The sequence below is a fragment of the Streptomyces monticola genome (genome assembly GCF_042665355.1).
Lineage (GTDB): Bacteria > Actinomycetota > Actinomycetes > Streptomycetales > Streptomycetaceae > Streptomyces > Streptomyces monticola.
Genome location: NZ_JBHTCF010000001.1, coordinates 1,249,530 through 1,274,356, shown reverse-complemented (window position 1 = coordinate 1,274,356; position 24,827 = coordinate 1,249,530). Strand labels below are relative to the sequence as shown.

Genomic DNA, 24,827 nt, shown 5'->3' with positions numbered 1-24,827 from the left:
TGGCCGAGGAGGTCGGTGCGCCGTCACCGTGGCGGGCGGGCGACGGCTCAAACGGCAGGCAGCGGGCGGCGGTGGTAGGTCTGTCGCGCTCAGTACGCGGTGGTGGCGGAGGCGTCCCTGCGGCTCGCGTGCCATGGCAGCAGCAGATGTTCGGCGATCTCGACGAGGACGAAGAGGACCACGCCGATCAGCGACATCACCAGCAGCCCCGCGAACAGCATCGGGGTGTCGAGGTTGCCGTTGGCCTGCAGAATCACATAGCCGAGGCCCTCGTTGGCGCCGACGAACTCACCGACGACGGCGCCGGTGACGGCCAGCGTCACAGCCACTTTCAGGCCGGAGAACAGATGCGGCAGCGAGGCCGGAAGGCGGATCTTCACAAAGGTCTGCCAGGGGCTCGCGCCCATCGTCGAGGAGAGCTGCAGCATCTCCGGGTCGACGGCCTTGAGCCCGGTGACCATGGAGATGACGACCGGGAAGAACGCGATGAGCACGGCGATCAGGATCTTCGGCGCGATCCCGAAGCCCAGCCACACCACGAACAGCGGCGCGATGGCGATCTTCGGGACGACCTGGGCGAACAGCAGGATCGGATAGAGGGTCTTCTCGACGGTGGCCGAGTAGACCATGACGACCGCCGCGAGCACACCCACGGCCACCGCGATCACAAAGCCGAGCAGCGTCTCGTACGTGGTCACCCAGCTGTGCTGCCAGAGGTAGTCCGTCTTGTCGAGCATCACGTCGAGCGTGGCTCCCGGCGACGGCACGAGGTAGGGCTCGACGAGTTCGGCGGCGGCGATCACCCACCAGGCGGCGAAACAGGCGAGCAGCAGGGCCACCGGGCGCCAGCTCTTCTCGGCGGCTTCCCGGGTCCGCTGCCGCAGCCCCGGACGCTCACGTACGGCAACGCCCGCTGTCCTGCCGGGCGGTGCGGACAGTGCGCTCTGGCTCACGAGTAACTCCCCTGTATCCGCAGGTGGTTGGAGCGATTGGAGCGAGCTGAGATCGGCCGACGCGACTTCCGTAGGTCCGAAAACGCTTTCAGAAAGCGCTTTCTGATACGATGTCAGTCACGCTAATGACCGCCCGCGAGCACGGTCAAGAGGCCGTCGGGAAGTTTCCCCGGGCACCCCTCAGCCACCACGCCCGAAGGGGGCGCAGTGAGTGAACGGGAACGTCCACGCCAGATCGCACCGCTCCCCGTGACCCTGCACACCGTGGCCGCCGCCGCGGGCGTCTCCCCCGCCACGGCCTCGCGCGCGCTCAACGGCACCACCCGGGTCCGCGACGAGCTGCGCCGCCGGGTGCTCACCGCGGCCGCGGAGCTCGGCTATATCCCCAACGCCCATGCCCAGGCGCTCGCCAGCGCCTCCAACAACACGGTCGGTGTCATCTGCCATGACGTCAGCGATCCCTACTTCGCGGCCGTCGCCGGCGGTGTCATGCGGGCCGCGGCCGAGCAGGGCGTGCTCGTGATGCTGGCGTCCACGTTCCGCGCGCCGGGCCGCGAGATCGCGTATGTCTCGATGCTGCGCGCCCAGCGGGCCCGCGCCATCCTGCTGATCGGTTCCGGCATCGAGGACCGCGCATGGGAGCGGCAGCTGGACGCCGAACTCACCCCCTATATAACGGCCGGTGGCCGCGTGGCCGTCGTCAGCCGGCACCGCAGCCTGCGCGTCGACACGGTGCTGCCCGAGAACCACGCGGGCGCCGCCGATCTCGCCCGCGCTCTACTCGCCCTGGGGCACCGGGAGTTCGCGGTGCTCACCGGTCCCGCCGAACTCACCACGGTCGCCGACCGGCTCACCGGCTTCCGTGCGGCGCTCGCCGCGGCGGGGGTCGCGCTGCCCGCGGGGCGGATCGTGCGCGGCGCGTTCACGCGTGACGGCGGCCATGCCGCGGCCGTCGAACTCCTCGCCCGGGGGCGACGGCCCACCTGTGTCTTCGCGGTCACCGACGTGATGGCCGTCGGCGCACTCGCCGCGTTCCGTGAGCACGGGGTGCGGGTGCCGGAGGACATCTCCCTGGCGGGCTTCGACGACATCCCTCTCGTACGCGAACTCACCCCGCCCCTCACCACGGTGGCCCTTCCGCTGGCCCGCATGGGGCAGAGCGCCATCGCCCTGGCCCTGCGCGAACCCCGCGGGACGCGTTCACGCGTGGAGCGGGTGCCCGGTGAGGTCGTCCTGCGCGCCAGCACGAGGCGGCCCGGCTCCCTGCCCTGAGACCACGACCTCAACGCCCGCGCGCGGCAACGGCGTTACGCCCAGCGGTACCTGCCGCTCCCGCGCCCACCGCAAGTGAAGCCCACCGCGTCCACGGCAGTCGATGATGTGTGCGCCTCGCCCGGGACCGTCCGGCCCACCCCACGTTTCCCCAGCTCAGGGCGAGTTCACCTGATCCGCCACGACGGCGCCCGGGGCCCGCGAACACGCCCTGGCGCGCGCTGTGGGCCACCACCTTGCGCTGATCACACCCCCGAGTGCCACTTCGCGCCGCACGCGCATCAAGCCGTTTGAGGGTCATGGCCGAAGAACGACATTCGGTTGCGGGGTACAACTTCCGGACAGCAGGGCTGTTTTCGCCCTGGTGAAGGACCCTGTGGCGTACGGGCCGCGGGAGATCCCTGTGCAGCGGGGGGAGAATCCCGTGTGAGTGACGGTCCCCACGGACGGGCATACGACACGCTCGCACGGTGCCGCCGGTGCAGGCGGACGGCTGCGAATGACCCCTTGCTCCCCAGCAATGCGACCCTGACCAGCACTTTCGTCAGGCCCTCCGCGTCGGCACGGAGAGACCGGGTGGGCCCGCGAGGTCGAGGCGAGCAACTGGAGGCCGCACTCCGCGCGTCATGACTTCCGCACCGTGCACACCACACGAACCACGCGAGCAGCAGAAACGTGCCCACCACTCTGGTTGCGCCGTCTCAGGATGCGATACATCCGAGGCCGCTCAGAGAGTCCACTTGCTGCGCCGCGCAGGACAACAGTGTCCGAATTCTTTCCCCGGATGGCGACACTCTGAGCATCTGAGGCCCGTCAGATGACCCTCGGTGCCATATGCCCACGAAACCTTTGCCTTTGGCATGTGGCACCGAGAAGTCCGAGGGGAATGCCAGGGAGGTGGGCCGAACGGGCCATACCACACCGCGCACAATCCAAACCAAACGTCAACTATCTGTATTTGGGCCAAGTTTTCAGAGCGATCTTGTACCTTGGCCAAGTTTCAACAAGATGGTGTGGTGGCCTGGTCGGGACGGGACCACTGCTGATGCACCACCTGCTCGTTCTCCCCCCACGAGCAGGCGAACCGCACAGGAGGGCTCGCGATGGGCGACTACTTCACCAGTCGGCTCCACCATCAACTCCGCGCACACGTCCGTGGCTTCGCCGAACAGGAAGTCCGGCCGCGCATACCCGCGATGGAGGCGACCCGCACCGTTCAGCATGAACTTTCCCGGCTGATCGCCCGGCAGGGCTGGATAGGCGCGACCATCTCAAGGGAGCACGGCGGCATGGGCGCCGGGCACCTCGCGAAGACCATCATCATCGAGGAGTTGTCCCGGGTCAGCGGCGCGATGGGCGCGATGGTGCAGGCCTCGCAGCTCGGCGTCGCGAAGATCGTCCACTTCGGCAGCGACGCACAGAAGAAGACCTGGCTGCCGGCCGTGGCCGCAGGCGACTGCCTGCCCACCATCGCCGTCACCGAGCCCGAGTCGGGCGGTCATGTGCTCGGTATGACCGCGAGCGCGGTGCGCGACGGAGAGGACTACATCCTCAATGGCCGAAAGGTATACGTCGGCAACAGCCATGTGGGCGACCTCCATGGCGTCGTCGTCCGTACGGGCCCCGGCTCCAAGGGCCTCACGGCCTTCCTCGTGGAATCGGACAGGCCCGGCTTCTCACTCGGCGAACAGCGCGACACGATGGGACTGCACGGCTTCAGCTTCGGCGAGCTGTACTTCGACAACTGCCGTGTCCCCGCGTCCAATCGGCTGGGCGAGGAGGGCGACGGCCTCGCGGTCGCGTACTCCTCCAGCGTCCTGTACGGGCGGGCCAACCTCACAGCGGTCTCCCTCGGCATCCACCAGGCGTTACTCGAAGAGTGCACGCGCTTCAGCGAGGAGCGGCAGCGCTACGGCAAGCCGCTGCACGCGCTCGCCAACATCAAGCTGAAGCTGGGACAGATGCAGTCGCGTCTGATGACGGCGCGCCTGGCGGCCTATCACGCGGCGCATCTGCTCGACCAAGGGCAGTCCTGTGACGCCGAGTTGATGAACGCCAAGCTGGTGAACGTCGAATCGGCCCTGGACTCCGCGCGCAACGCGATGGAGATCCACGCGGCGGCCGGTCTGTTCACGGACCGCCCCATCGAGCGTTATCTGCGCGACGCGCACCATATCTTCGCGCCCGCGGGCACCTCGGACATCCAGCTGCTCCGTCTCGCCGAGGTGGCGCTCGGCTCGGCCAAGGGCAGCTGGTCGGAGCGGCTCTCCGATGTCGTACGCACCGAGGCCGTCGTCGGACGACCCGAGGCCGTGGCAGGACGTACGGAAGCCGGCGGGGTACGGGCCGAACCCGAGGCCTTACACGCCGACGGCGAACCCCACGTACCGGCACAGCGCAGACACACCGCTGCCGCGGCCGTCACTTCGCGTGGGGCGACCGTACGGGCCGCGGTCGTCTGACCGCACCCGGCCGAGCAAGCCGAACAGGCCAAGCAAGCCGAACAGACCGAACAGGCCAGTGCAGTTGGCACAAACCAATACAGTTGGCACAGGCCACTCAGGCCTCGCAGGCCACTCAGGCCACACAGGTCGCGCGGGTCGTACGCACCCAAGGGCCGCCGTCGTGCGGCGGCCCGCCGCGCCCGGGAGCCGTCAGATCCGGCCGTCCTCGCGGCGATGGATCTGCTCGATCATCTCGGCGGCGAGCGACTTGATCGTTTCGAGCCCCGCCCTCCCCCAGGGGCGCGGCTCGGTGTCGACCACGCAGATCGTGCCGAGCGCCATACCGGTGCGGTCGATGAGCGGCGCTCCCAGATAGGAGCGGATACCGATCTCGTCGACGACCGGGTTGCCCGCGAAGCGCGGGTAGTCGCAGACGTCTTCCAGGACGAGTGCCTTGCGCCGTACCACCACATGCGGGCAGTAGCCGTGGTCGCGGGCCATATAGCGGCTCACCCCGCTGCCGGCCGCCGCCGCTCCGAGGTCGGTGCCGGAGTGGGAGCCCTGCGGGGTGTGCAGACCGGCGAAGAACTGCCGGTTCTCATCAATGAAGTTGACCATCGAGAACGGCGCCCCTGTGACCTCGGCGAGCCGGTCGGCGAAGGCGTCGAAGGCCGGATCCGCCTGATCGCCGAGCCCCAGCTGCCGCAGCCGCTGCACCCGGCCCGGCGCCTCCTTGTCGACGGGGGTCAGCAGCAGATGGCCGGTCGGGTCGTACGTCATGTGGTCGCTCCGTAGCTCGGTGCCGGGGTGGTGGTGAGCAGATGCTGGACGAGGGTCACCAGGGTCTGGATGCCCGAGCTGGAGATGCGCGCGTCGCAGAGGAGCACCGGCACGTCGGGCCGCAGGTCGATGGCGGCGCGCACCTCCTCCGGCTCGTAGCGGTAGGAGCCGTCGAACTCGTTGACGGCGACGACGAAGCCGATGCCGCGCCGTTCGAAGAAGTCCACGGCGGAGAAGCAGTCCTGCAGCCGGCGGGTGTCGGCGAGCACGACGGCACCGAGCGCGCCGTCGGAGAGCTCGTCCCACATGAACCAGAAGCGTTCCTGGCCCGGCGTGCCGAAGAGATAGAGCACATGCCCCTTGTCGAGCGTGATCCGTCCGAAGTCCATGGCCACGGTCGTGGTGGTCTTGCTCTCCACACCGTCCAGGCTGTCGGTGGCGACGCTGACCGTGGTGAGGAGTTCCTCCGTGCTCAGCGGCTCGATCTCGCTGACCGCACCCACGAAGGTCGTCTTGCCGACCCCGAACCCGCCCGCGATGAGGATCTTCAGCGCGTTCGGAAAGCCGTCGTCCGCCGGGAACTCGTCCCCGGCGTCGAAGGTGTCGGCGGCGTAGGGGTCAGAGCCGTCGTCGTAGACCATCGAGCACTGCCTCCAATAGGGACCGGTCAGTGGGGTTGTGGCGGAACGCGGGGGCCTTCGCGGTGAGCGCCCCGCAGTCGACGAGATCGGAGAGAAGCACCTTGGTCACCACGGCGGGCAGCCGCAGCTGCGCCGCGATCTCGGCGACCGAGGTGGGTCCCGCGTCGCACAGGCCGAGGGCCTGTGAGTGTTCGGGACCCATATGGCCCCCGGGCGCCGTACCCGTGGGCATCACCAGGGAGAGCAGATCGAGCGGGGCCGTCGGGCGGGTCCTGCCATTGCTCACCGTGTAGGGGCGGACGAGCCTGCCGGCAGCGTCGTCGAGCCACGGCCCGTCCTGCGGGGCCGCCACGTTCAAGGCCTCAATGCCGAGGGTTCGGCGGTCTGCCTCGCGGGCGTGACCAGGTAGGGCCGCACGCTCTTGACGAGCATCGCCATCTCGTAGCCGAGGACCGCGGCGTCGGCGTCACGGCCCGCGAGTACGGCGAGGCAGGTGCCGGAGCCCGCGGTGGAGACGAAGAGCAGGCTGTGCGCCAACTCGACCACGACCTGGCGTACTTCACCGCCGTCCCCGAAGCGCGCGCCCGCGCTTCTGCCCAGCGAGTAGAGGCCGGAGGCGAGGGCCGCCATGTGGTCGGCGCTGTCCGGGTCGAGGCCGTGGACCGATTTCACCAGTCCGTCGGAGGAGAGCAGAACCGCACTGCGTGTGTGCGGAACGCGCTGCACGAGGCCGCTCAACAGCCAGTCGAGGTCGGAAACCTGGCCGGTCGGCACATCGCTCGCCATGGGGGATCGACTCCTTGGGGGGGTACGGGCGTCTGCTTGCGGGAGTTCGTGGGGGTGCGGCCTGCGAGAGGGTGCGGCCGGCGCGGGGTCACCCGGCCGGTTCGGCTCCCCCGTGCCGGGCGCTGTCGTGGTGCGCATGGCGAGGGCCGGTGCCCGGGTGCTGGTCTTCGGCGCCCGGGTGGTCGTGGGACTGCTGGGGTACGGGGCTGCCGTTCTGGCCGTTCTGGCCGTTCTGACTGGTCTGGCCGTACTGGCTGTGCTGGCCGTTCTGGCTGTGCTGGTCGTACTGGCTGTGGTGCTGCTGCGGGTCGCCGTGGCCCTCGGCCATCCCGATGCCGCGCTGGAAGGCGGCCATGAGGCCCGGGTCGTGGCCCACGAGGTGCCCGTCGTCCTGGGGCGGGGCCGCCGGGGCGTCCCGCAGCTGCGGGACCAGGTGCTCCTGGGCGCGCCGCTTGGGCAGCTGGGGCCGGCCCATGGTGCCGCGCACGGCGGGGCCCGACGGTCCCGCAGACCCGGGCAGCCCGCCCGACTGCGGTGAGCTGTGCCCCTCGGCCGCGGCCCGCTCCCCGGGCCTGATGCCCGGGACGGCGTCGGCGGGCGTGGGCCGCTCCTCGTGCGCGCCGCGCACGGGCAGCGGTGCGGCGCCGCCCACTCCGGCAGGGGCCTCGTCGCGTGCCGGCTGCTGCGGTACGTGCGCCACATGCGTAGGGGCCGCGGTGTGCAGGGTCAGAGCGGGGGCATCGGCGCTACGGGAGAGCTGCGCCGGTTCGGGTACGGCGGCGGGCGGGGCGGTGAGCTGCTCCGGGGCGGGGGCGGGGGCGGTGGCGGTGGCGGCGGACTCCGACTCCGCTGCGCCCACTGCCTGTTGGGCCTGCTGGGCCTGCTGGGCCTGCTCGGCCTGTTGTCCCTGCTGTCCCTGCTGCCCCTCCTTGGCTTGCTTGGCTTCGTCCGTGGCGGCCTGCGAGTCTGCGCCGAGCAGCCCCTGCGGGAGCACGATGACCGCCTGGACTCCGCCGTAGATATTGGTCTGCAGACGTACCGCGATGCCATGCCTGCGGGCCAGCGCCGAGACCACGAAGAGACCGATACGCCCGTCCGAGAGCAGGCTCGCCACATTGACCTGGTCGGGGTCGGAGAGCAGGGCGTTCATCTTGTTCTGCTCGGTGACGGGCATGCCGAGGCCCCGGTCCTCCACCTCCACGGCGAGGCCCGCCGTCACATGACTGGCGCGCAGCAGTACCTGGGTGTGCGGGGCGGAGAACACCGAGGCGTTCTCGACGAGTTCGGCGAGCAGGTGGATGACGTCGGCGACGGCGTGCCCGCGCAGGGTGCCGTCGATCGGCGGCACCAGCTTGACCCGCGAATACTGCTCGACCTCGGCGATCGAGGACCGGAGCACCTCCGTCATGGTGACCGGGTTGGACCACTGGCGGCGCGAGATGGCGCCGCCGAGGACGGCGAGGTTCTCCGCGTGCCGCCGGATCCGGGTCGCCAGGTGGTCGACGTGGAAGAGCCCCTTGAGCAGCTCCGGGTCCTCCACTTCGTTCTCCAGCTCGTCGAGGAGCTGGATCTCGCGGTGCACCAGGGACTGCAGCCTGCGGGCGAGGTTCACGAAGACCTCGACCTTCTGCTCGCTGCCCGCGTGGCTGGAGAGCTGCGAGGCCTGCACGACGGACGCCACGGCGATGTCGTGGGCCCGGGTCAACTCATGGGCCAGCTGGTCGAATTCATCGCCCGAAACGGCCCTGGGCGGAGTCGTCGAACGGCGCGCGGACACGCCTTCGCCGCGCCGCAGCTGCTCGACGAGGCCGCGCAGATCGGCCTGGCTGCGGGCGGTGTTGCGGCGGAAGGCGGCGAGGCGGTCGAGGATGGCGCGCGCGCTGCGGTCGGCCGACACGGCGGCGGCGCCGATCCCGGCGGCGGCGACGGTCGCGGCTCCGGTCAGGACGGCCCACAGCTCGGGCGTGGGCCGCACACCCGTCGACCGGAGGGTGAACAGCACGGCGGCCGCACCGCACAGGGCCACGGCGACGGCGGGCAGGACCGCGGTGCGGAAGAGTTGTCGGCGTATATGGGTCTCGGGCAGATGCTGAGCGGCGCGAGGGCCCGGCCTGCCGTGGCGTCCGCCCTCACGGCGGTCTGCGCGTGCGGCCGGTTCGCGAAGGTGAGACATCAGCGTCCTCGAGTGGACTCGGTGTGTGCGGACTGGGTGCGGTGCTGTGCGGTGCGATGCAGTGCGGTCCGGGAGGGCATACGGCATCGCGGCGCCGATCACCGCGCAGCACGGGATGCGCCCTGCGTTGATCGACGGGCACACACGGTAGTCGCCAACGCATCAAGTACGGCGGGCAGTTGACAAACTCCAGCGAACCGCTTCCCACTCTGGCATGATGCCCCGCACAATCGACCGAATCGCAGGTCGGACGGGTGTTCCCGTGAGTATGCGGGAGGGTCCGCGAGCCCCGCGGCGGGGCGGGCGCCACGGGGCGCGGCCCCTGGCGGCCACCGGCCCCCGCGCCGGAATCCCACGTTCACGCTCACGGAACGCGGTCGACGACCTGAGGGCGGGCACGGGACCGGGCGCCTCCCCGCACCACCGGTATCGCGGTCCGGGCGCAGTGGGGCTCCCAACGGCACGCCGCGTCCGGCGCACGGCGCATGCCGACCACCTCGCGCCCCCGCGCCGGGGTGCGGCCGGGCTCTCACTGCGGGACACGAATCTCGAATCCGGGTACGCGAGTTCAGCCCGCACCCGTGAGACCCCCGCCAGTCCTGGCAGGGCTGTCAGGTTCACGCACCCCAGCCGGATCGTCGAGACCGTCAGGACCACCGGGCCTGCCGGTACCGACAGGACACCTCGGTCCGACACGCCCACCCGGCCCGCCAGGACCGACAGGCCCGCCAGCGCCGCAAGATCCACCCGGCCCACCAAACCCGACAGGCCCGGCGGACCCGATGGACCTGGCAGTCCCGACATCCCCAACTGGCCCAACTGGCCCGCAGCCCAACAGGCCCGCCAAGGCCGCCCGAACCGCCAGGCCCCAAAGGCCCGCCGAGGCCGCCCAAGCCGTCCGGATCACCGGGACCGCCCGGATCACCCAGACCGCCCGACCCGCCCCGACCGATCCGCACGCTCAGCCCGAGCCGCACGATCCGCCCGGTCAGCCCGAGCCGCACGATCCGCCCGGTCAGCCCGAGCCGCACGATCCGCCCGCTCAGCCCGAGCCTCCCAAGCCGCCGCCCCAAGCAATCTCCCCCGACCCGCCCCGTACCGTCCCGGACGGGGTCACGATCTCGGTCGGGCCCGTGGTGTGGAGCCGGCCCGAGCCGTCGGGGTGGACGGTGAAGGTGCGGCTTTCGAAGTGGGCGCCGCCCGCCACCGTCAGCCGGCCCTCGGGGGTGGGGCCGACGCCGAGCAACCGCAGGTAGGCGAACAGGGGTTGGGCGTGGCTGTGCTGGTTGGCCACCGGCCAGGACTGCATGGCGACGCCGATCTCGGGCAGCACCCAGGTCTGTCCTGGCCGCCCGGACTCGGGCGGCAGATAGGCGTCGGGCCCGGACAGGGTGCCCTCCCACAGCCCGGGGTACGCGGCCGTGTGCGCGGACAATGTCATACGCCGCCATTCGTCCCAGGCCAGAGCGGGATCGAGCCGGGCCGCCGCCCACACCAGGGTGGCGTTGACGGCGAACCAGACCGCGCCGAGGTCACTGTCCGGTCCGGGCGGGCGAAGCCGGGCTCCGAGCGGCGAGCCCCTGCGCGTCAACTCGTCGACCGTCGCGAGGAGTTCGCGGGCCCGGTCATCCTCGGCGGCACCGCACAGGATCGCCCAGGGCTGCACCTCGAGCCAGAGATCGTCCGCGCCGACCGTCACGGCGCCGGGCCCGCGCGCCCGGCAGAACCAGCGCCCGTTCCACTCCCCCGCCACCCGCTCCCGCAACTGCTCACCGTACGACCGTGCCTGACGTGCCGTCACATCGTCACCGAGGCGGTCGGCGAGCCCCGCGAACACGGGCAGGACCCAGGCCGCCATGGCGGAGTTGAGGACGGACTCGCCGCGCTCGATCATCGTCTGCCGGTCGACACCCGCCTCGTCGAGCACCAGGTCGTTCCAGTCGGCGTTCCGGATCCGGACGTGCCCGTGCTCGCCGGTACCGACGACATCCCTGAAGTACCGGAACTGGCGCCGCAGATGCTCGCCGAGCGGCACCTCGGGCACTCCGTGGGCGGGGTGGAAGCCGACGGGAGCGTCGAAGGCGGCGAGATCTCCCGTCGCGGCGGCGTACTCAGCGGCCAGCCACAGCGCCCACAGATTCTGGTCCGACGGCCGGAAGAAGTCGGTGCGGGGCTGCTTGCGCGCGTCGAGGGCATACGGCAGCTCCCCGTCGGGGCCGGCCCACGCGCAGGTGTTGCGCAGCACGGACAGGGCGAGGTCGGGTTCGCTGTAGACGAGCGGCAGGGCGTGCTGCAGCGGGTCACGGGCCGCGCCGTTGAAGCCGTGCCGGTAGGAGTACGCCGAGCCCTGGTCCAGGGTGTGCCCGCCGAGCAGCCCGTCGACGGCGGCGGCGCCGGTCAGCAGAGCGGCGTGCCAGGGGATTTCGGTGGCCGCCTGGGGTGCCTGCCGGGCCGCGGCACGGGGCAGCCGGTCGCGGAGGGCGGCGAGGGACTGCTCGAACTCGTCCTGCGGCGCCAGGAGTCGGCCTTCCGCGACGGCGTCGGCGGGCCCGAAGCGGAACCAGGCGCTGTACCGCTCCCCCGGCGCGAGCTCGACGGGCACGCCGACCCGCAGCACCCCTTGTTGCCCCTCGGCCCGCGCCTGCGCCCGCGCACCACCGCCCGCACCTCCGACGACGTCGAGCGCGAGCACGACGCCGCCTTCGTACGTCGGCACGTCCGCGCGCGGCCCGATCTCCAGATAGTCGAGGCTCCGCTGCCGTACGTCCCACTCCTCACTCAGCCGCCAACGCGCCGCCCGCTCACCGCAGTTGACGACCTCGACGCGGACGACGACATACGCGGCCTCCCCCTCGGGACACAGCACGGTCCGCTCCAGACGCACCCCGGGCCGCGCCACCCGCACCCGCGCGTAGGTCGGCCCGAAGAGCAGCTCGGCCTCGGGGTCCCCGGAACTCAGGACTTCCGTGTCCGGCGCGAAGGGCTCCCCGTCAAGTGCGAAGGGCTCGCCATCAGGTGCGAAGGGTTCCGCGTCCGGCGGCACGGGCTCCAGCGTGCTGACACCCGTGCCCCGCGGCTCGGGTTCGGTGAGCCAGTCGAGCCCGAGGTGCTCGTCCCACAGGCCGCTGCGCCCCTCCGTGTCGGCGACGAGGGTGAGACGGCGGTTGCCGAGATGGACCCAGCGCCTGCGGGTGGGCGGGTCGATGAACCGGTTCCACGCGCGGCGCCGCGCGGCCCCTGACCGGAGGGCGAACGCGGGCAGGCCGTGCTCCTCGGTCCAGTCACCGTAGGAACTCATCGACCCTCCCGGACCCTGTCGGCGTACGAGCTCATCGCCCCTCCCGGGCCGAACCGACGTACGAGCTCATCGACCCTCCCGGGCCCAGCCGACATACGAACTCATCGACCCTCCCGGGCCCAGCCGACATACGAACTCATCGACCCTCGCACCCGGGGGGGGGTGCCCGGTGACCGCCCGGTTCGCAGAGCCGGACGAACCGACTCGTCCCTCCCGTCCGTGGATGCCCGGCTAGGCGACCGGTGCCGCCTGCTGCTCCCCGCGGTCCTCGGGGCCACCCGCCGTGACCCGGTCCGTGGCCGCCTCTGCCGGGGCGGGGCCGGGGGCCACGCCGCGCCACCACGGCGTCTGCGGCAGCTCGGCGGAACCCGGCTCGAAGGGTGCGCCGGGCGGCGGCAGGGCGACGGTGACACCGGCCTTGCGGGCCGCGGCGAGCGTGCCCTCGCCGGGCTCCGCCCACGGATGCGGGGCGAGATTGAAGGTGCCCCAGTGGATCGGCAGGAGCGCGCCGTGGGCACCGCCCTGCAGGTCGAGGTGGGTACGGACGCCCTCTTCGGGGGTCATGTGGATGTCCGGCCAGTACTCGGAGTAGGCACCGATCTGGATCATCGTGGCGTCGAAGGGGCCGTGCTCTGCGCCGATGTCCTTGAAGCCGGGGAAGTAGCCCGTGTCACCGCTGTGGTAGATCCGGTGCTCGGCACCGGCCACGGCCCAGGAGGCCCAGAGCGTGTGCTGCTGGTTGCGCAGGCCGCGCCCGCAGAAGTGCCGGGCCGGGGTCGCGGTCAGGCTCAGACCCGCGATCTTGGTGGTCTCCTGCCAGTCCAGCTCCCGCATCCGGTCGGCGGGCACGCCCCAGTGCTCCAGATGGGCCCCGACGCCGAGCGGCACGGCGAAGACGGTGTCCGTGCCGGCCAGGGCCTTGATGGTGGGCATATCGAGGTGGTCGTAGTGATCGTGGGAGATCACGACGGCGTCGACCGGGCCGAGCGCGGCGAGCGGCACGGGCACCGGGTGCAGCCGCTTGGGCCCGGCGAACGCGAAGGGCGAGCAGCGCTCGCCCCAGACCGGGTCGAAGAGCACCCGCCTGCCGTCGATCTCGGCGAGCACGCTGGAGTGCCCCATCCAGGTCAGGCGCAGTCCGCTGGCCGGGGCCTTGGCCAGGTCGGCGAGGGTGGTGGGGTGCACGGGCACGGTGCCCGCCGGGGCGCGGCGGACCCGCTGCTCCTTGCGGAAGTATCTGGAGGCGAACTCCAGCATCGAACCGGAGGGACGGATACCGGCGCCCAGCGGGTTCTTGAACTGCCCGTCGGCGAAGTGCGGTGATCTGCGGATCCGTGCCAGCCGCTCGCCGGTCGGCTCCGCGCCGAAGGCGTCGGGCTGCAGCGAGCGGAGCCCGGAGCGTGGGGGACGGATGCCGGTCACGGAACCTCCAGCGGGGGTGGGTCGGTCAGGTTTTCCATTATGTGCCGCGGGTCCGACAGCGCCGGTCGGAGTCCGGCGCCCGGACCAACGGGCCAAGTGGCGAGGGGGGCGGCTCGGGCACGTGCGGCCGGGTCAGCGGTGCGCCTGGCCGTACGCCCGCTCGACGTGCAGCCGCAGCACGAGGCGCCGGTCGCGGACCATCGCCGCGCGGTAGTCGTCCCAGTCCGGGTGCTCGCCCTGCACGTCGCGGTAGAGCGCGATGAGCTCCTCCACCGTCGCGTCGTGCGGATCCGCTGCCACCGGGGTGAGGTCGGCGGTGCCCTCGGCGACGGTCCAGGCCCAGCGGTCGGCGCTGGTGACGTGGTAGGAGGCCCGGGGGTCGCGGCGCAGATTGCGGGTCTTGGCCCGGTCGTCCGTGATCGAGACCCGGATGACGCGCTCTTGCGGGTAGTAGTGATGCGTCACGTTCGACAGCTGGGGGCGGCCGTCGCGCTTGAGGGTGACGAGAACCCCGCCGGCGTGCTCCGAGACCAGCTTCAACAAGGCGTCCTGATGTGCGTCTGCTGCCGTCATGCCCTGCTCAACGTGCGGACCCCCCGAAGGATTCCGGCCCCCACGCGCCCCCGCATACGCGCCCCACGCACGCGCTCCGCCACGGCGTCCGGCCCGCATGTCACATTCCGCGGGCCCCCACCCGTCGTACAGGCGACACACGGTCCGACCCAGGAGGTGGCCGCCATGGCCCGGATTTCCCTCACTCCCCGCCGCACCCTCTTCTACCGCGTGGTGGAGTGGTACTCGAAGCGCACCTACGGCAAGGTCATGGACCCCGCGAAGGCGTCGGCCCACCACCCCCGGCTGCTCTGGGGCCAGCTGCGCTTCGAGCAGTCGGTGGCCAAGTGGAACAAGCTCGACGCCGACCTCAAGGCCCTCGCCGTGATGGCCTCCGCGGCGTCGATCGGCTGCTCCTGGTGCATGGATTTCGGCTACTGGGAGAACCACGAGCGCGGGATGGACCCGAAGAAGCTCCGTGACATCCCGCTCTGGCGCGAAAGCGATGCGTACACGGACCTGGAGCGGGACGTCATGGAGTACGCCGAGGCCACCACCGCCAACCCCCCTGAGGTCACCGACGAGTTGGCGGCCCGGCTCGTCGACCGCCTGGGCGAGCCGGCGTTCGTCGAGCTGACGATGATGGTCGCGGTGGAGAACCTCCGCTCCCGCTTCAACGCCGCGATGGGCCTGACGAGCCAGGGCTTCAAGGAGTCGTGCGATCTACGGGACGCACAAAAGGCACAGGGAACGCCGGAGACACAGAAGGCACAGGAGGCACAGGAGGCCCGGAAGGCACGGTGACCGGGCGTCAGTGCGCGGGGCGCGCATCGTACGGAATCCGGCCGCACCGCGCCGGCCACGCCCCCAGGAAGCACCCGAACGAGCTCAACTCCCGCTCCCCGCAACGGAGTTCTGCTAGTTTCCCGAGCAATCTCAGTCCGGGCGTGACGCCCGGACTGTCCGCTCCCTGGGCGGCCCGGCAAGAGGCCGGGGTGCCAGGAAGGGATCCACAGAACTGGTGCGGCCTCCGGCATGGGCGGCCAGGGAGTGGATTCGACACCGCGGGCCCGGGCCTGCACGCATGACCCTGTTCGTCCCACCGGGGGGCCAAGCCCGGCCTGACGTTCTTGGTGCCGGCGGGAAGTCAGTTCGTCCACGTACTCACGTGGCCGGACTGGTCCCGCGACCATCGTTTCGGCCACCTGATCCGGAAGGCACATCGGTGGCCGACAGCTTGGTCCTCCACGCACTCGCGGCGGCCGGGGCGATCTCCGTGCTCCTCTTCGCGGCACGCTGCGTCCTCGACCAGCTCCCCGAGCTGATCCGCTCCTGGCGCAGAGTGCGCCGGGCCGTGCGCGGCACCCGCGACGACAACCGCAACACACCGTGACCCCGGACAGCCGGGCACGAGCGTGTGCGGCGGCGGGCCGTCACGTCCGCACAGCCGCCATCGCAGCCGTGACGACATGGTCCGGCCCCCGGCGACGGACGTCACCGGGGGCCGGACCACACACTCCAGAACCACACATTCCGCGACCAGCGGCGGTCACTTCATCTCGAACTCCGCCGTCACCGTGATGTTGTCCTCGACCTCGCCCGGGGCCACCGGCACGCCCTCCTTGTCGAAGGCGACGGCCGGCATGGCGACGGGGCGCGGGCGACCGCTGTCGCCCTCGTTCAGGGAGAGCAGCCGCCCGAGCTTGCGGCCGCTGAGGCGGGCGTGCTGCTCGGCCTTGTCCCGCGCGTCCTCATGGGCGGCCCTGCGGGCCTCGGCGCGCAGCTTGCCGGGCTTCGCGACGTCGAACGCCACGGAGTGGATCCGGCCCGCGTCCCCGGCGGCGTCCATGAGTTTCTGGATGACGGGCCCGGTCTTCTTGATGTCCCGGACACGGATGGAGAACACCTGGCCCGCCTGGTACTCGGTGACCTTCGCGGTGGCGTTCGGCGGCTGCTCGGTGACCGCGGACAGCGAGAGGTTCTCGGTGCGTACGTCGCGATCTGCCACGCCCTGCTTGCGCACCGCGGCGAGCAGCCGGTCGGCCGCGGCGTTCTGCGCGGTGAGCGCCTCCTGCGGGCTCGGCCTGCGCACCTCCACACCCGCGGTGATCACCGCCATGTCGGGCGCCGCCGACGCGCTGCCCTCCCCGGTCACGGTCACCGTGGCGGGCTCGGGCGCCACGGCAGGTGCGGGGGCGGATGCGCCGGCGGATACGGTGCCGGCGGCCGGAGCGGCGACGGCGGGTACGGCCGCCGCGGTGAGCAGCCCGCCGGCGAGGACGGCCACGGCGAGCGGGCGCAGGGCGCGGGCGACCGCGGGAGCGCCGGTGGTGGTCAGGGGTACGGCCTGTTCGGGCATGGCGTGGAGTCCTTCCGCCGGTACGGGTCCTGCCCTGGCTTCCAGAGAGGGTGCGCGGTCATCCCAGCACCGCGGACGCCCGGCCTCCGGGTGCCACTCCCGCTCCCGTGCCCGGTGTCACCTCACCGGTCCCATGGGTGTCGCGCCCTCAGGTCGCCGACTCCAGATGCGACTTGAGGACATAGGGGTCCACGACGCCCTTGGCCGCCACGTGGTCGCCGGAGGACTCGCCGCGCAGCCTGCGCCCGATCCACGGCACCAGGTACTCGCGGGCCCACTGGATGTCGTCGCGCCGGCCTTCGAGGGGGCCGCGCGGCGGCAGCGGCGGCCACTCCTGGTCGGGGTCGGCGGGGACCTCGATGCCGAGGACCTGGGCGGCGCGCAGCGCGACCCGGGTGTGGCCCTCGGGCGAGAGGTGCAGGCGGTCGCCGTCCCAGGCCCGCCGGTCCTGCACGGACTTGAGGGACCACAGGTCGAGGACCGGGCAGTCGTAGCGGTCGGCGATGGCCCGGACATGGGCGGTGTACGTGGCGACCTTGCCGCGCAGATGGCGCAGGACCGGGACGCCCCGGGTGTCGAAGCCGGTGGTCACCATGACGGTGCCGACGGACTGCTTGAGGTCGGCGACGGCCCGCTCGAAGCGCTCGGCCACGTCGTCGGGGTCGCTGCCCGGCCGGATGATGTCGTTGCCGCCGGCGCAGAAGCTCACCAGGTCGGGCGCGAGTTCCTTGGCGCGCGGCACCTGGTCGGCCACGATCTGGTCGAGGAGCTTTCCGCGTACGGCGAGGTTCGTGTACGCGAAGGTGTGCTCGGGGTGCCGGTCGGAGAGCAGCACGGCGAGGCGGTCGGCCCAGCCTACGAAGGTGCTGTCGGGGCCAGGGTCTCCGACGCCTTCGGTGAAGCTGTCGCCGACGGCCGCGTAGGAACCGAGGTCGGAACCGCCGCTGCGGATGAGGGGTGTCGAATCGTCTGCCACGTCGGCATATCTTTCACCTCCCTAAGTGACCTACGCCACCGTAGGTGGGGGTTGACGGCTGGTGAGATATGACACCGGTAAAGAGTCGATCAAGTAGGAATAGGCCGGACTGCCCGTATTACTCCGGCTTGGCCGACCGACCCTGCCCCCCCCCGCTGGGCGCCCGCCGGTCGCGCACATGGCGACGGCCGGAACTCCCGCAGGAATTCCGGCCGTCGCCACATCACCGTCACTCGCGCCGGACGAACGGGCGAGAGAGGTCGTACGGGTCAGAGGGAAACGCCGTGCGAGCGCAGATACGCCATCGGGTCCACGTCGGAGCCGTAACCGGGACCGGTCCGAATCTCGAAGTGCAGATGCGGTCCGGTCGAGTTACCCGTCGAACCGGACAGGCCGATCTGCTGGCCGCCGCTGACCGTCTGGCCGGTGGACACATTGAGGGACGTCATGTGGGCGTACTGCGAGTAGTGCCCGTCGGCGTGCCGGATGACGACCTCGTTGCCGTACGAGCCGCCCCAGCCGGCGGAGACGACGGTGCCTTCGCCGACGGACTTGATCGCCGTGCCGGACGGGACCGAGAAGTCGGTGCCGGTGTGATAGCCGCTGGACCACATGCCGCCGGCGGTGCGGTACGAGGTGGAGATCGCACCCTCGACCGGGGCGGTGAAGCCGTTCGCGGCGGCCGCGGGCTCGGCCTCGGCGGCGCCGCCGTCGCCGTCGGACTGCGCGGACTTCGACGGGGACGCGTCGCCGGATTCGGCCTTCTTCGGCTCGCTGTCGGGCTTGGCCTCAGCCTTGGCGGCTGCGGCGCCGACCGTCAGCTTCATTCCGGGAAGGATGTGCGCGGGGTCACCGCCCACGGCCTTCCGGTTGTCCTTGTAGAGCTGCTTCCAGCCGCCGTCGACATTCAGTTCGTCAGCGATCTTGGAAAGCGAGTCGCCCGGCACCACGGAATAGGTCTCGGCGTCGGCCTTCTCGGCGGCCTTCGAAACGGCGGCACCGGGAACGGCCGCCTTGGCGGACTGCGGAATACCCGCCGACGCGGGAACGCCGGCCGCTGCGGGGGCGGCGGCGTGGGCGCCGGTGGCACCGAGAAGCGGCAGCGCGAGCGCGGCTCCTCCGGTGCCCGCGGCGGCGAAACCACGGCTGAGCCGCTGGGTCTTGGGACGGCGGTGCTTACCCTTCGCGGGCATGACGGATTCCTCTCCGGCGCCTGCGAGGTGAGCTGTCGGGTTCGGACTGGAGATGCCCGGCCGCGTTTTCACGCGACTTCACCCCAAGCCGCTCCGGTGGACCGGATCCGGCGTCTTACCGTGGGTCCCCCGCTCCTGCCGTACACGGGTGGGTGTGCGGAAATCCGAGCGGCGGCAGGATTGGGCGTCCGCCCGGACGTCGGCGACCGTAATCGAGCGCGAAGCGAATCGACAAGCATTCAATTCCCGGGCTATTGCACGGTGATGATCCATTCCCGGAATTCCCGTCACACTCCGTACAGAATTGATCTTTACCGTTCCCTTACCCTCGGAAAATGCTCCGGCGGATCACCACGCACCGTCACGACTATGATCCCGCTCACCAAGGAAGGCGCCAGAGGCCTTTAGTCCAGGGCCAGTTACCACGAACGTCCTGAATCAGCCCTGAATCGGTCATTGAGGACAAGTCGCCTTGGCTGCCTTGACTGACCGTGCATCAGTCCGTAGCAGAGACGTCCCCCGCAGGCAATTCCAGCAGGCAGAACGATTGATTGCCCCGGGAATGCATGTCGTATCGTCGAAGCCGCGCCCGCCGACGAGTCGCGTCGGCGTCCGAATGGGAGGAGCCCCCGTGACGCAGCAGGTCCCGTCGACAGAGCCCGAGCTCGCAGGAGTGCGCAACTTCCGCGACGTGGGCGGGCTTCCGACCGTGGACGGCAGGCGGGTGCGGGCGGGCCGGCTCTTCCGCAGCGGTCACCTCGCGCACGCCACCGCGGCCGACGCCGCCTTCCTCACCACCCTCGGCCTGCACACCATCTTCGACTTCCGCAATGCCGCGGACCAGAAGCTCGAGGGCCCCGACGTCGAGCTGCCCGGCGTGCTCAATGTGAATCTGCCGCTGACCGACCCGGCCGACGGCGCCGAGTTCTGGAAGATGGTCCGCGACGGCGATCTGGAGCAGCTGCGCTCACTGCTGTCCGACGGCCGGGCCGCGAACCGGATGGTGGAGTCGTACCGCGCCATCATCACGCAGCGCACCTCCGAGCACAGCCGCGTCCTGCACGCCCTCGCCGACGACAGCGTGCCGGCCCTGATGCACTGCGCGGCCGGCAAAGACCGTGCGGGGCTGTCGATAGCGGTCACCCTGCTCGCGGTCGGCGTCGAGCGGTCCGCGATCGAGGCCGACTACCTCGAGTCCAACGCCTCGCACCGCCGCTACAAGGTGCACCGTTCGAGCACCTCGGCCGATGCCATGTCGCCCGAGGTCATGGAGCTGCTCAGCCCGCTCTTCGACGCCCGCGCCGAGTATCTGGCCGCCGCCTTCGACGCCATCGAGGAGACCTGGGGCAGTGTCGAGCGGTATGTCACCGAGGGCCTGAAGGTCACCCCCGAGGTGCGCCAGCGCCTGCGGGACAACCTGCTCGACTGAGACCGCTCCCGGCCGGCCGGGCGGGAGCGGATTCCGGGTCCCGCCCGCTACTGGTTCTGCGCGCCCAGCGTGAACAGCAGATAGACGAAGGCCGCGAAGAGATGGCCGACGGCCACGTACACGATCAGGCGGACCCACAGTCCACGGGGGAACTTCTCCTCCATGGAACGGCGGGCGGGCTGCTGCGGTTCGGGCTCGGTCATCGGTTCGGGCTCGGTCATCGCGGGTCTCCCGGGCTTGTGCCGCCGCCGAGGCACAGCGCGGTGGCCGGACTCTGCAGCAGCGTATGAACGAAGAGCAGCTCCACCCCGTGGCGGTCCGCGGCGGCGATCCGGTGCGGGGTGAGCGAGTCGAAGTGCGCGCTGTCACCGGGCGCGAGGACATGGACGGCAGCGGCCAGATGCAGCCGCAGCCGTCCCTTGAGGACATGCAGCCACTCCTCGCCGGGATGCACCCGCACGATGTCGCCCTGCGCGCCGTACGGCACCTTCACCCGCAGGGCCTGCATCCCCCGGCCCGGCGCACCCGCCTGCCGGTAGGTCCAGCCGCCCGCCTCGGACGGCTCCATCGCGTCGCCCCTGATCACCGCGTCCCGGTCGGCGACGGCCTCACCGAGGAGTTCGGAGACGGTCGTACCGTAGATACGGGCGAGAGCGAGCAGTACGGGCAGGGACGGCTGGCGCTGCCCGGTCTCCAGGCGCGAGAGGTGGGCGGGCGAGAGCCCGGCGTCACGGGCGGCGGCCTCCAGCGTGAGCGAGGCACGGCGGCGCAGTTCGCGCAGCCGGGGCGCGACCACGGCCACCGCGTCGGACGCACCCCCGGGGTCGGCAGGACTCATACCGCTGATTCAGCCAGACCCTTACCTCTGGGGCAACTTTCTTGCCCCAGAGGCAAAAGCGCTGGAGAGCCGTGACGGTCTCAGTCGTCGCGGTCCGAGTCGGGGCGGTCCGAGTCGGGCGGTCAGCGGTTGGCGACCGCCTGTTTCACCAGCGTCTTCCCGAAGTCCCACATGAGCCCGCCACCGCTGTGCGCGTCGTCCATCACCTCGGTGAAGGCCGTGACGAAGCGGTCGACTTCCTGCTCACCGATGACCAGCGGCGGAATCAGTTTGATCACTTCGAGGTGGTCGCCGGAGACCTGGGTCAGGATCCGGTGTTTCTGCAGCAGCGGTACGACGACCATCTGCGCGAACAGCCCCTTGCGGGCGACCTGCAGCGCGGCCCACCGGCTGCGCAGTTTCAGCGACTTCGGCCTGCCGAACTCGATGCCCACCATCAGGCCCCGGCCGCGGACATCGTGCAGCAGCTCATAGCGCTCGACGAGCGCGCCGAGCCGGGACTTGAGCAACTCCCCCATGAGCCGGGCGTTGGCGACGGTCTGCTCGTCCTCCATGACCGTGAGGACGGCGAGGCCCGCGGCCATGGCCTGCGCGTTGGCGCCGAAGCTCGCCGAGTGCACCAGGACCCGGTCCATGGACGAGTAGACCTTCTTGAAGATCCAGTCCTTGCCGAGCGTCGCACCCACCGGCACGTACCCGCCCGACAGGGCCTTGGCGACGCACACCAGGTCGGGCTCGACACCCTCCTCGTGCTGGTAGGCGTAGAAGTCGCCGGTGCGGCCGAGCCCGGTCTGCACCTCGTCGGCGATGAGGAGCGCCTTGTGCCGGTGCAGCAACTCCTGGGCGGCGCGCAGGAATCCGGGCGGCGCCTCGTGCACACCCTTGCCCTGGATGGGCTCCACGACGAAACCCGCGACATCCCCGCGCTTCAACTCCCGTGCCAGCGCGCCCAGATCACCCATCTCCACGGCCGTGTCCGGAAGCAGCGGGGCGAAACCGTCACGGAAACCGGCCTCGCCGTTCACCGACAACGACCCGGTGGTCAGCCCGTGGAAGGCGTGGGAGCAGTACAGGATGCGCGGCTTGCCGGTGGCGTAGCGGGCGAACTTCAGCGCCGTCTCGACGGCTTCCGTGCCGCTGTTCCCGAAGAACACCCGGTCCAGGTGCGGGCTGTGCGCGAGCAGCTTCTCGGCGAGCAGGCCCGGCAGCGGCTGGCAGTCGAAGCGGGTGAGGTCGGCGAGCGAGGCGTCGAGCACGTCGTGCAGGGCTTTGCGTACGACGGGGTGGTGCCGGCCGAGCCCCATCACCCCGAACCCGGCGAGCATGTCGAGGTAGTCGTTGCCGTCGGCGTCCCAGAAGTGGGCGCCCTCGGCCCGCTCGTAGACCTTGTCGAAGCCGATGGTGTGCAGCATCCGCGGCAGCTGGTGGTTCAGATGCCGGGCGTGCAGCTCGTAGCGCTCGGCGCCGCGCTCGGCGAGCAGCCTGCCGAGGTCGAACTCCTTGCTCCTGCCCGCACCGGCCTCTTGCTTCCTGCCCGCAGCGGCTTCTCTGTCCCTGCCCGCACCGGCCGCTTCGTGGTCCGCCGCTCTGCTCATTCGTGGTTCTCCTTAACCGCCGTTTTCGCCTCGTCGCCCGCCGGTGCCGCCTCGTCCATCCGCGCCAGCGTGGCCCCGATCCGCCCGGCGATCTCCACCGGGGTGAGGCCGAGGTCGGCGAGCACCTCACCGCGTTTCGCGTGCGCCAGGAACTGCTCGGGAATGCCGAAGGTACGCAGCGGCAGATCCACCTCGGCGTCGCGCAGCGCCTGCCCGACGGCCGAACCCACCCCGGCGGCACGGCTGTTGTCCTCCACGACCGCCACCATGCGGTGCCGCGCGGCGAGGGCGGGCAGGGCCGCGTCGACGGGCTTGACCCACCGCGGGTCGACCACGGTGCAGCCGATCCCGCGCGCCGCGAGCAGCTCGGCCGCCTGCAGACAGTCCGCGGCCATCACGCCGACCGCGACCAGGAGCACATCAGCACTGGCCCCGCGGTGCAGGACGTCCATGCCGCCGGCCCGGCCCCTGGCCTCGATGGCCGGGCCCACGCACTCCTTCGGGAACCGGATCAGGGTGGGCGCGTCCGCCACGTCGACGGCCTCGCGCAGCTGGGTCCGCAGCTGGTCGGCGTCGCGCGGTGCGGCGATTCTGAGCCCCGGAACGACCTGGAGGATCGACATGTCCCACACGCCGTTGTGCGAGGCGCCGTCGGTGCCCGTGACACCCGCGCGGTCGAGCACGAAGGTGACCCCGCACTTGTGCAGGGCGACATCCATGAGCAGCTGGTCGAAGGCGCGGTTGAGGAACGTGGCGTACACGGCGACGACCGGGTGCACACCGCCGGTGGCGAGACCGGCCGCGGACACGACCGCGTGCTGCTCGGCGATGCCGACGTCCCACACCCGCTCGGGGAAGCGCTCCGCGAACTTGGTCAGGCCCACCGGGTGCAGCATGGCCGCCGTGATGCCCACGACATCCGGCCGCTCCTCGGCGATCCGCACGATCTCGTCGCCGAACACCGAGGTCCAGGAAGGGCCGTTGGACGGCGCGAGCGGCTCGCAGGTCAACGGGTCCATCACGCCGACGGTGTGGAAGCGGTCGGCCTCGTCGGCGAGGGCGGGCTCGTAGCCGCGGCCCTTCTCGGTCAGACAGTGCACGAGGACCGGCCCGTGGAAGCGTTTGGCCCGGCGCAGCGCGGACTCGACGGCCGCGAGGTCATGGCCGTCGATCGGCCCGAGGTACTTGAGCCCCAGGTCCTCGAACATGCCCTGCGGCGCGAAGGCGTCCTTGAAGCCCTTCTTCGCACCGTGCAGCGACTCGTACAGCGGCTGCCCGATCACCGGGGTGTGCTGCAGCACGTCCTTGCCCCAGGCGAGCACCTTCTCGTAGCCGTCCGTGGTGCGCAGGGTGGCGAGGTGGTTGGCGAGGCCGCCGATGGTGGGTGCGTACGAGCGCTCGTTGTCGTTGACGACGATGATCAGTGGCCGGTCCTTGGCGGCGGCGATGTTGTTCAGCGCCTCCCAGGCCATACCGCCGGTGAGCGCGCCGTCCCCGATGACCGCGACGACATGGCCGGGACTGCCGGTCACCTGATGGGCCTTGGCGAGTCCGTCGGCCCAGCCGAGTGCGGTGGAGGCGTGGCTGTTCTCGACGATGTCGTGCTCGGACTCCTCGCGCGAGGGATACCCGGAGAGGCCGCCCTTGCCGCGCAGCTTGGAGAAGTCCTGGCGTCCGGTCAGGAGTTTGTGTACGTAGCTCTGGTGGCCGGTGTCCCACACCAGCCGGTCGACGGGCGACTCGAAGACCCGGTGCAGGGCGATGGACAGCTCCACGACACCCAGGTTCGGCCCGAGATGCCCGCCGGTGCGGGCCACGGCGTGCACAAGGAACTGGCGGATCTCCTCGGCGAGTTCGTCGAGTTCCTCCTCGGTCAGCACCTTCAGGTCGTGCGGCCCCCGAATATTCTCCAAGATCGTCATGCTTGGGCCCCCTCTCGAATGGAACGTCAACTCACGGCGCGACGGGCCGGATTCATCTGGAAGGACGACGGCGGCTCACGGTCTGCGGCTCAGGAACAGCAGCCACGGAACAGCAGCTCGGGAGCAACGGCTCGGGAACACCAGCTCGGGAGCGACGGCTCAGGACCGGCGGCTCAGGAGCAACGGATCAGGGC

At 71.0% G+C, this 24,827-nt stretch carries 21 protein-coding genes and 1 riboswitch; of the genes, 5 read left to right on the top strand and 16 right to left on the bottom strand.

Going from position 1 to position 24,827, the window contains the following annotated elements; all coding sequences use genetic code 11:
* Positions 1-89 precede the first annotated feature (89 nt).
* Positions 90-953: an ABC transporter permease gene (locus tag ACFQVC_RS05255; RefSeq protein WP_381826889.1), complete on the bottom strand. Its 864-nt coding sequence runs from the start codon at positions 951-953 to the stop codon at positions 90-92.
* Between the two features lie 249 nt (positions 954-1,202).
* Between ACFQVC_RS05255 and ACFQVC_RS05250 the strand changes: the two genes are divergently transcribed.
* Complete coding sequence (locus tag ACFQVC_RS05250) at positions 1,203-2,225, top strand: LacI family DNA-binding transcriptional regulator (RefSeq protein WP_381827128.1); 1,023 nt, start codon at positions 1,203-1,205, stop codon at positions 2,223-2,225.
* A 1,103-nt stretch (positions 2,226-3,328) separates the two neighbouring features.
* Entirely contained in the window at positions 3,329-4,687 is a 1,359-nt protein-coding gene (locus ACFQVC_RS05245; protein WP_381826887.1) for an acyl-CoA dehydrogenase family protein, read from the top strand.
* Positions 4,688-4,879: 192 nt separating this feature from the next.
* Here ACFQVC_RS05245 and ACFQVC_RS05240 read toward each other — a convergent pair whose 3' ends face one another.
* The 8 genes from ACFQVC_RS05240 to ACFQVC_RS05205 all read right to left on the bottom strand — a co-directional run bounded on the left by ACFQVC_RS05240 (position 4,880) and on the right by ACFQVC_RS05205 (position 14,342).
* A complete protein-coding gene (locus tag ACFQVC_RS05240; protein ID WP_381826885.1) occupies positions 4,880-5,449 on the bottom strand; it encodes a GAF domain-containing protein in 570 nt (189 codons plus the stop codon).
* Complete coding sequence (locus tag ACFQVC_RS05235; protein WP_381826883.1) at positions 5,446-6,090, bottom strand: GTP-binding protein; 645 nt, start codon at positions 6,088-6,090, stop codon at positions 5,446-5,448. The genes ACFQVC_RS05240 and ACFQVC_RS05235 overlap by 4 nt, the downstream gene beginning before the upstream one ends.
* On the bottom strand, positions 6,068-6,442 hold the full coding sequence (locus ACFQVC_RS05230) for a DUF742 domain-containing protein (RefSeq protein ID WP_381826881.1): 375 nt from the start codon (positions 6,440-6,442) through the stop codon (positions 6,068-6,070). Before ACFQVC_RS05230 ends, ACFQVC_RS05235 begins: the two co-directional genes overlap by 23 nt.
* Before the next feature lie 2 nt (positions 6,443-6,444).
* Positions 6,445-6,876 carry a roadblock/LC7 domain-containing protein gene (locus tag ACFQVC_RS05225; protein WP_381826879.1) on the bottom strand — a complete coding sequence of 144 codons (432 nt, stop codon included), beginning with the start codon at positions 6,874-6,876 and terminating at the stop codon, positions 6,445-6,447.
* Between the two features lie 88 nt (positions 6,877-6,964).
* On the bottom strand, positions 6,965-9,049 hold the full coding sequence (locus ACFQVC_RS05220) for an ATP-binding protein (RefSeq protein ID WP_381826877.1): 2,085 nt from the start codon (positions 9,047-9,049) through the stop codon (positions 6,965-6,967).
* 1,042 nt (positions 9,050-10,091) lie between these two features.
* Positions 10,092-12,347, bottom strand: a complete 2,256-nt coding sequence (locus tag ACFQVC_RS05215) for a GH36-type glycosyl hydrolase domain-containing protein (RefSeq protein ID WP_381826875.1) — start codon at positions 12,345-12,347, stop codon at positions 10,092-10,094.
* A 231-nt stretch (positions 12,348-12,578) separates the two neighbouring features.
* Positions 12,579-13,769, bottom strand: coding sequence for an MBL fold metallo-hydrolase (locus ACFQVC_RS05210; protein ID WP_381826873.1), 1,191 nt, complete (start codon positions 13,767-13,769; stop codon positions 12,579-12,581).
* A 132-nt stretch (positions 13,770-13,901) separates the two neighbouring features.
* Positions 13,902-14,342, bottom strand: a complete 441-nt coding sequence (locus ACFQVC_RS05205; protein ID WP_381826871.1) for a PPOX class F420-dependent oxidoreductase — start codon at positions 14,340-14,342, stop codon at positions 13,902-13,904.
* Positions 14,343-14,507: 165 nt separating this feature from the next.
* Between ACFQVC_RS05205 and ACFQVC_RS05200 the strand changes: the two genes are divergently transcribed.
* Both ACFQVC_RS05200 and ACFQVC_RS05195 read left to right on the top strand, forming a co-directional pair.
* Complete coding sequence (locus ACFQVC_RS05200; RefSeq protein WP_381826869.1) at positions 14,508-15,125, top strand: carboxymuconolactone decarboxylase family protein; 618 nt, start codon at positions 14,508-14,510, stop codon at positions 15,123-15,125.
* 421 nt (positions 15,126-15,546) lie between these two features.
* Positions 15,547-15,714 (top strand): hypothetical protein, encoded by a 168-nt coding sequence (locus tag ACFQVC_RS05195; protein WP_381826867.1) that lies wholly within the window; start codon positions 15,547-15,549, stop codon positions 15,712-15,714.
* Between the two features lie 156 nt (positions 15,715-15,870).
* On the opposite strand, the gene ACFQVC_RS05190 is transcribed toward ACFQVC_RS05195, so the two are convergent.
* The 3 genes from ACFQVC_RS05190 to ACFQVC_RS05180 all read right to left on the bottom strand — a co-directional run bounded on the left by ACFQVC_RS05190 (position 15,871) and on the right by ACFQVC_RS05180 (position 18,849).
* Positions 15,871-16,680, bottom strand: a complete 810-nt coding sequence (locus ACFQVC_RS05190) for an SIMPL domain-containing protein (protein ID WP_381826865.1) — start codon at positions 16,678-16,680, stop codon at positions 15,871-15,873.
* Between the two features lie 148 nt (positions 16,681-16,828).
* Positions 16,829-17,656 carry an SGNH/GDSL hydrolase family protein gene (locus ACFQVC_RS05185; RefSeq protein ID WP_381826863.1) on the bottom strand — a complete coding sequence of 276 codons (828 nt, stop codon included), beginning with the start codon at positions 17,654-17,656 and terminating at the stop codon, positions 16,829-16,831.
* 269 nt (positions 17,657-17,925) lie between these two features.
* Positions 17,926-18,849, bottom strand: coding sequence for a M23 family metallopeptidase (locus ACFQVC_RS05180; RefSeq protein ID WP_381826861.1), 924 nt, complete (start codon positions 18,847-18,849; stop codon positions 17,926-17,928).
* Positions 18,850-18,853: 4 nt separating this feature from the next.
* A riboswitch (cyclic di-AMP (ydaO/yuaA leader) is annotated at positions 18,854-19,014 on the bottom strand.
* Between the two features lie 466 nt (positions 19,015-19,480).
* Here ACFQVC_RS05180 and ACFQVC_RS05175 point away from each other — a divergent pair.
* Positions 19,481-20,278: a tyrosine-protein phosphatase gene (locus ACFQVC_RS05175; protein WP_381826859.1), complete on the top strand. Its 798-nt coding sequence runs from the start codon at positions 19,481-19,483 to the stop codon at positions 20,276-20,278.
* A 47-nt stretch (positions 20,279-20,325) separates the two neighbouring features.
* Here ACFQVC_RS05175 and ACFQVC_RS05170 read toward each other — a convergent pair whose 3' ends face one another.
* From ACFQVC_RS05170 to dxs, 4 genes are all read right to left on the bottom strand, one after another.
* Entirely contained in the window at positions 20,326-20,499 is a 174-nt protein-coding gene (locus tag ACFQVC_RS05170) for a DUF6126 family protein (RefSeq protein ID WP_381826857.1), read from the bottom strand.
* Positions 20,496-21,116 (bottom strand): helix-turn-helix domain-containing protein, encoded by a 621-nt coding sequence (locus ACFQVC_RS05165; protein WP_381826855.1) that lies wholly within the window; start codon positions 21,114-21,116, stop codon positions 20,496-20,498. The genes ACFQVC_RS05170 and ACFQVC_RS05165 overlap by 4 nt, the downstream gene beginning before the upstream one ends.
* Positions 21,117-21,238: 122 nt before the next feature.
* Positions 21,239-22,711: an aspartate aminotransferase family protein gene (locus ACFQVC_RS05160; protein ID WP_381826853.1), complete on the bottom strand. Its 1,473-nt coding sequence runs from the start codon at positions 22,709-22,711 to the stop codon at positions 21,239-21,241.
* Positions 22,708-24,633 (bottom strand): 1-deoxy-D-xylulose-5-phosphate synthase, encoded by a 1,926-nt coding sequence (gene dxs / locus ACFQVC_RS05155; protein WP_381826851.1) that lies wholly within the window; start codon positions 24,631-24,633, stop codon positions 22,708-22,710. The genes ACFQVC_RS05160 and dxs overlap by 4 nt, the downstream gene beginning before the upstream one ends.
* Positions 24,634-24,827: the final 194 nt, after the last annotated feature.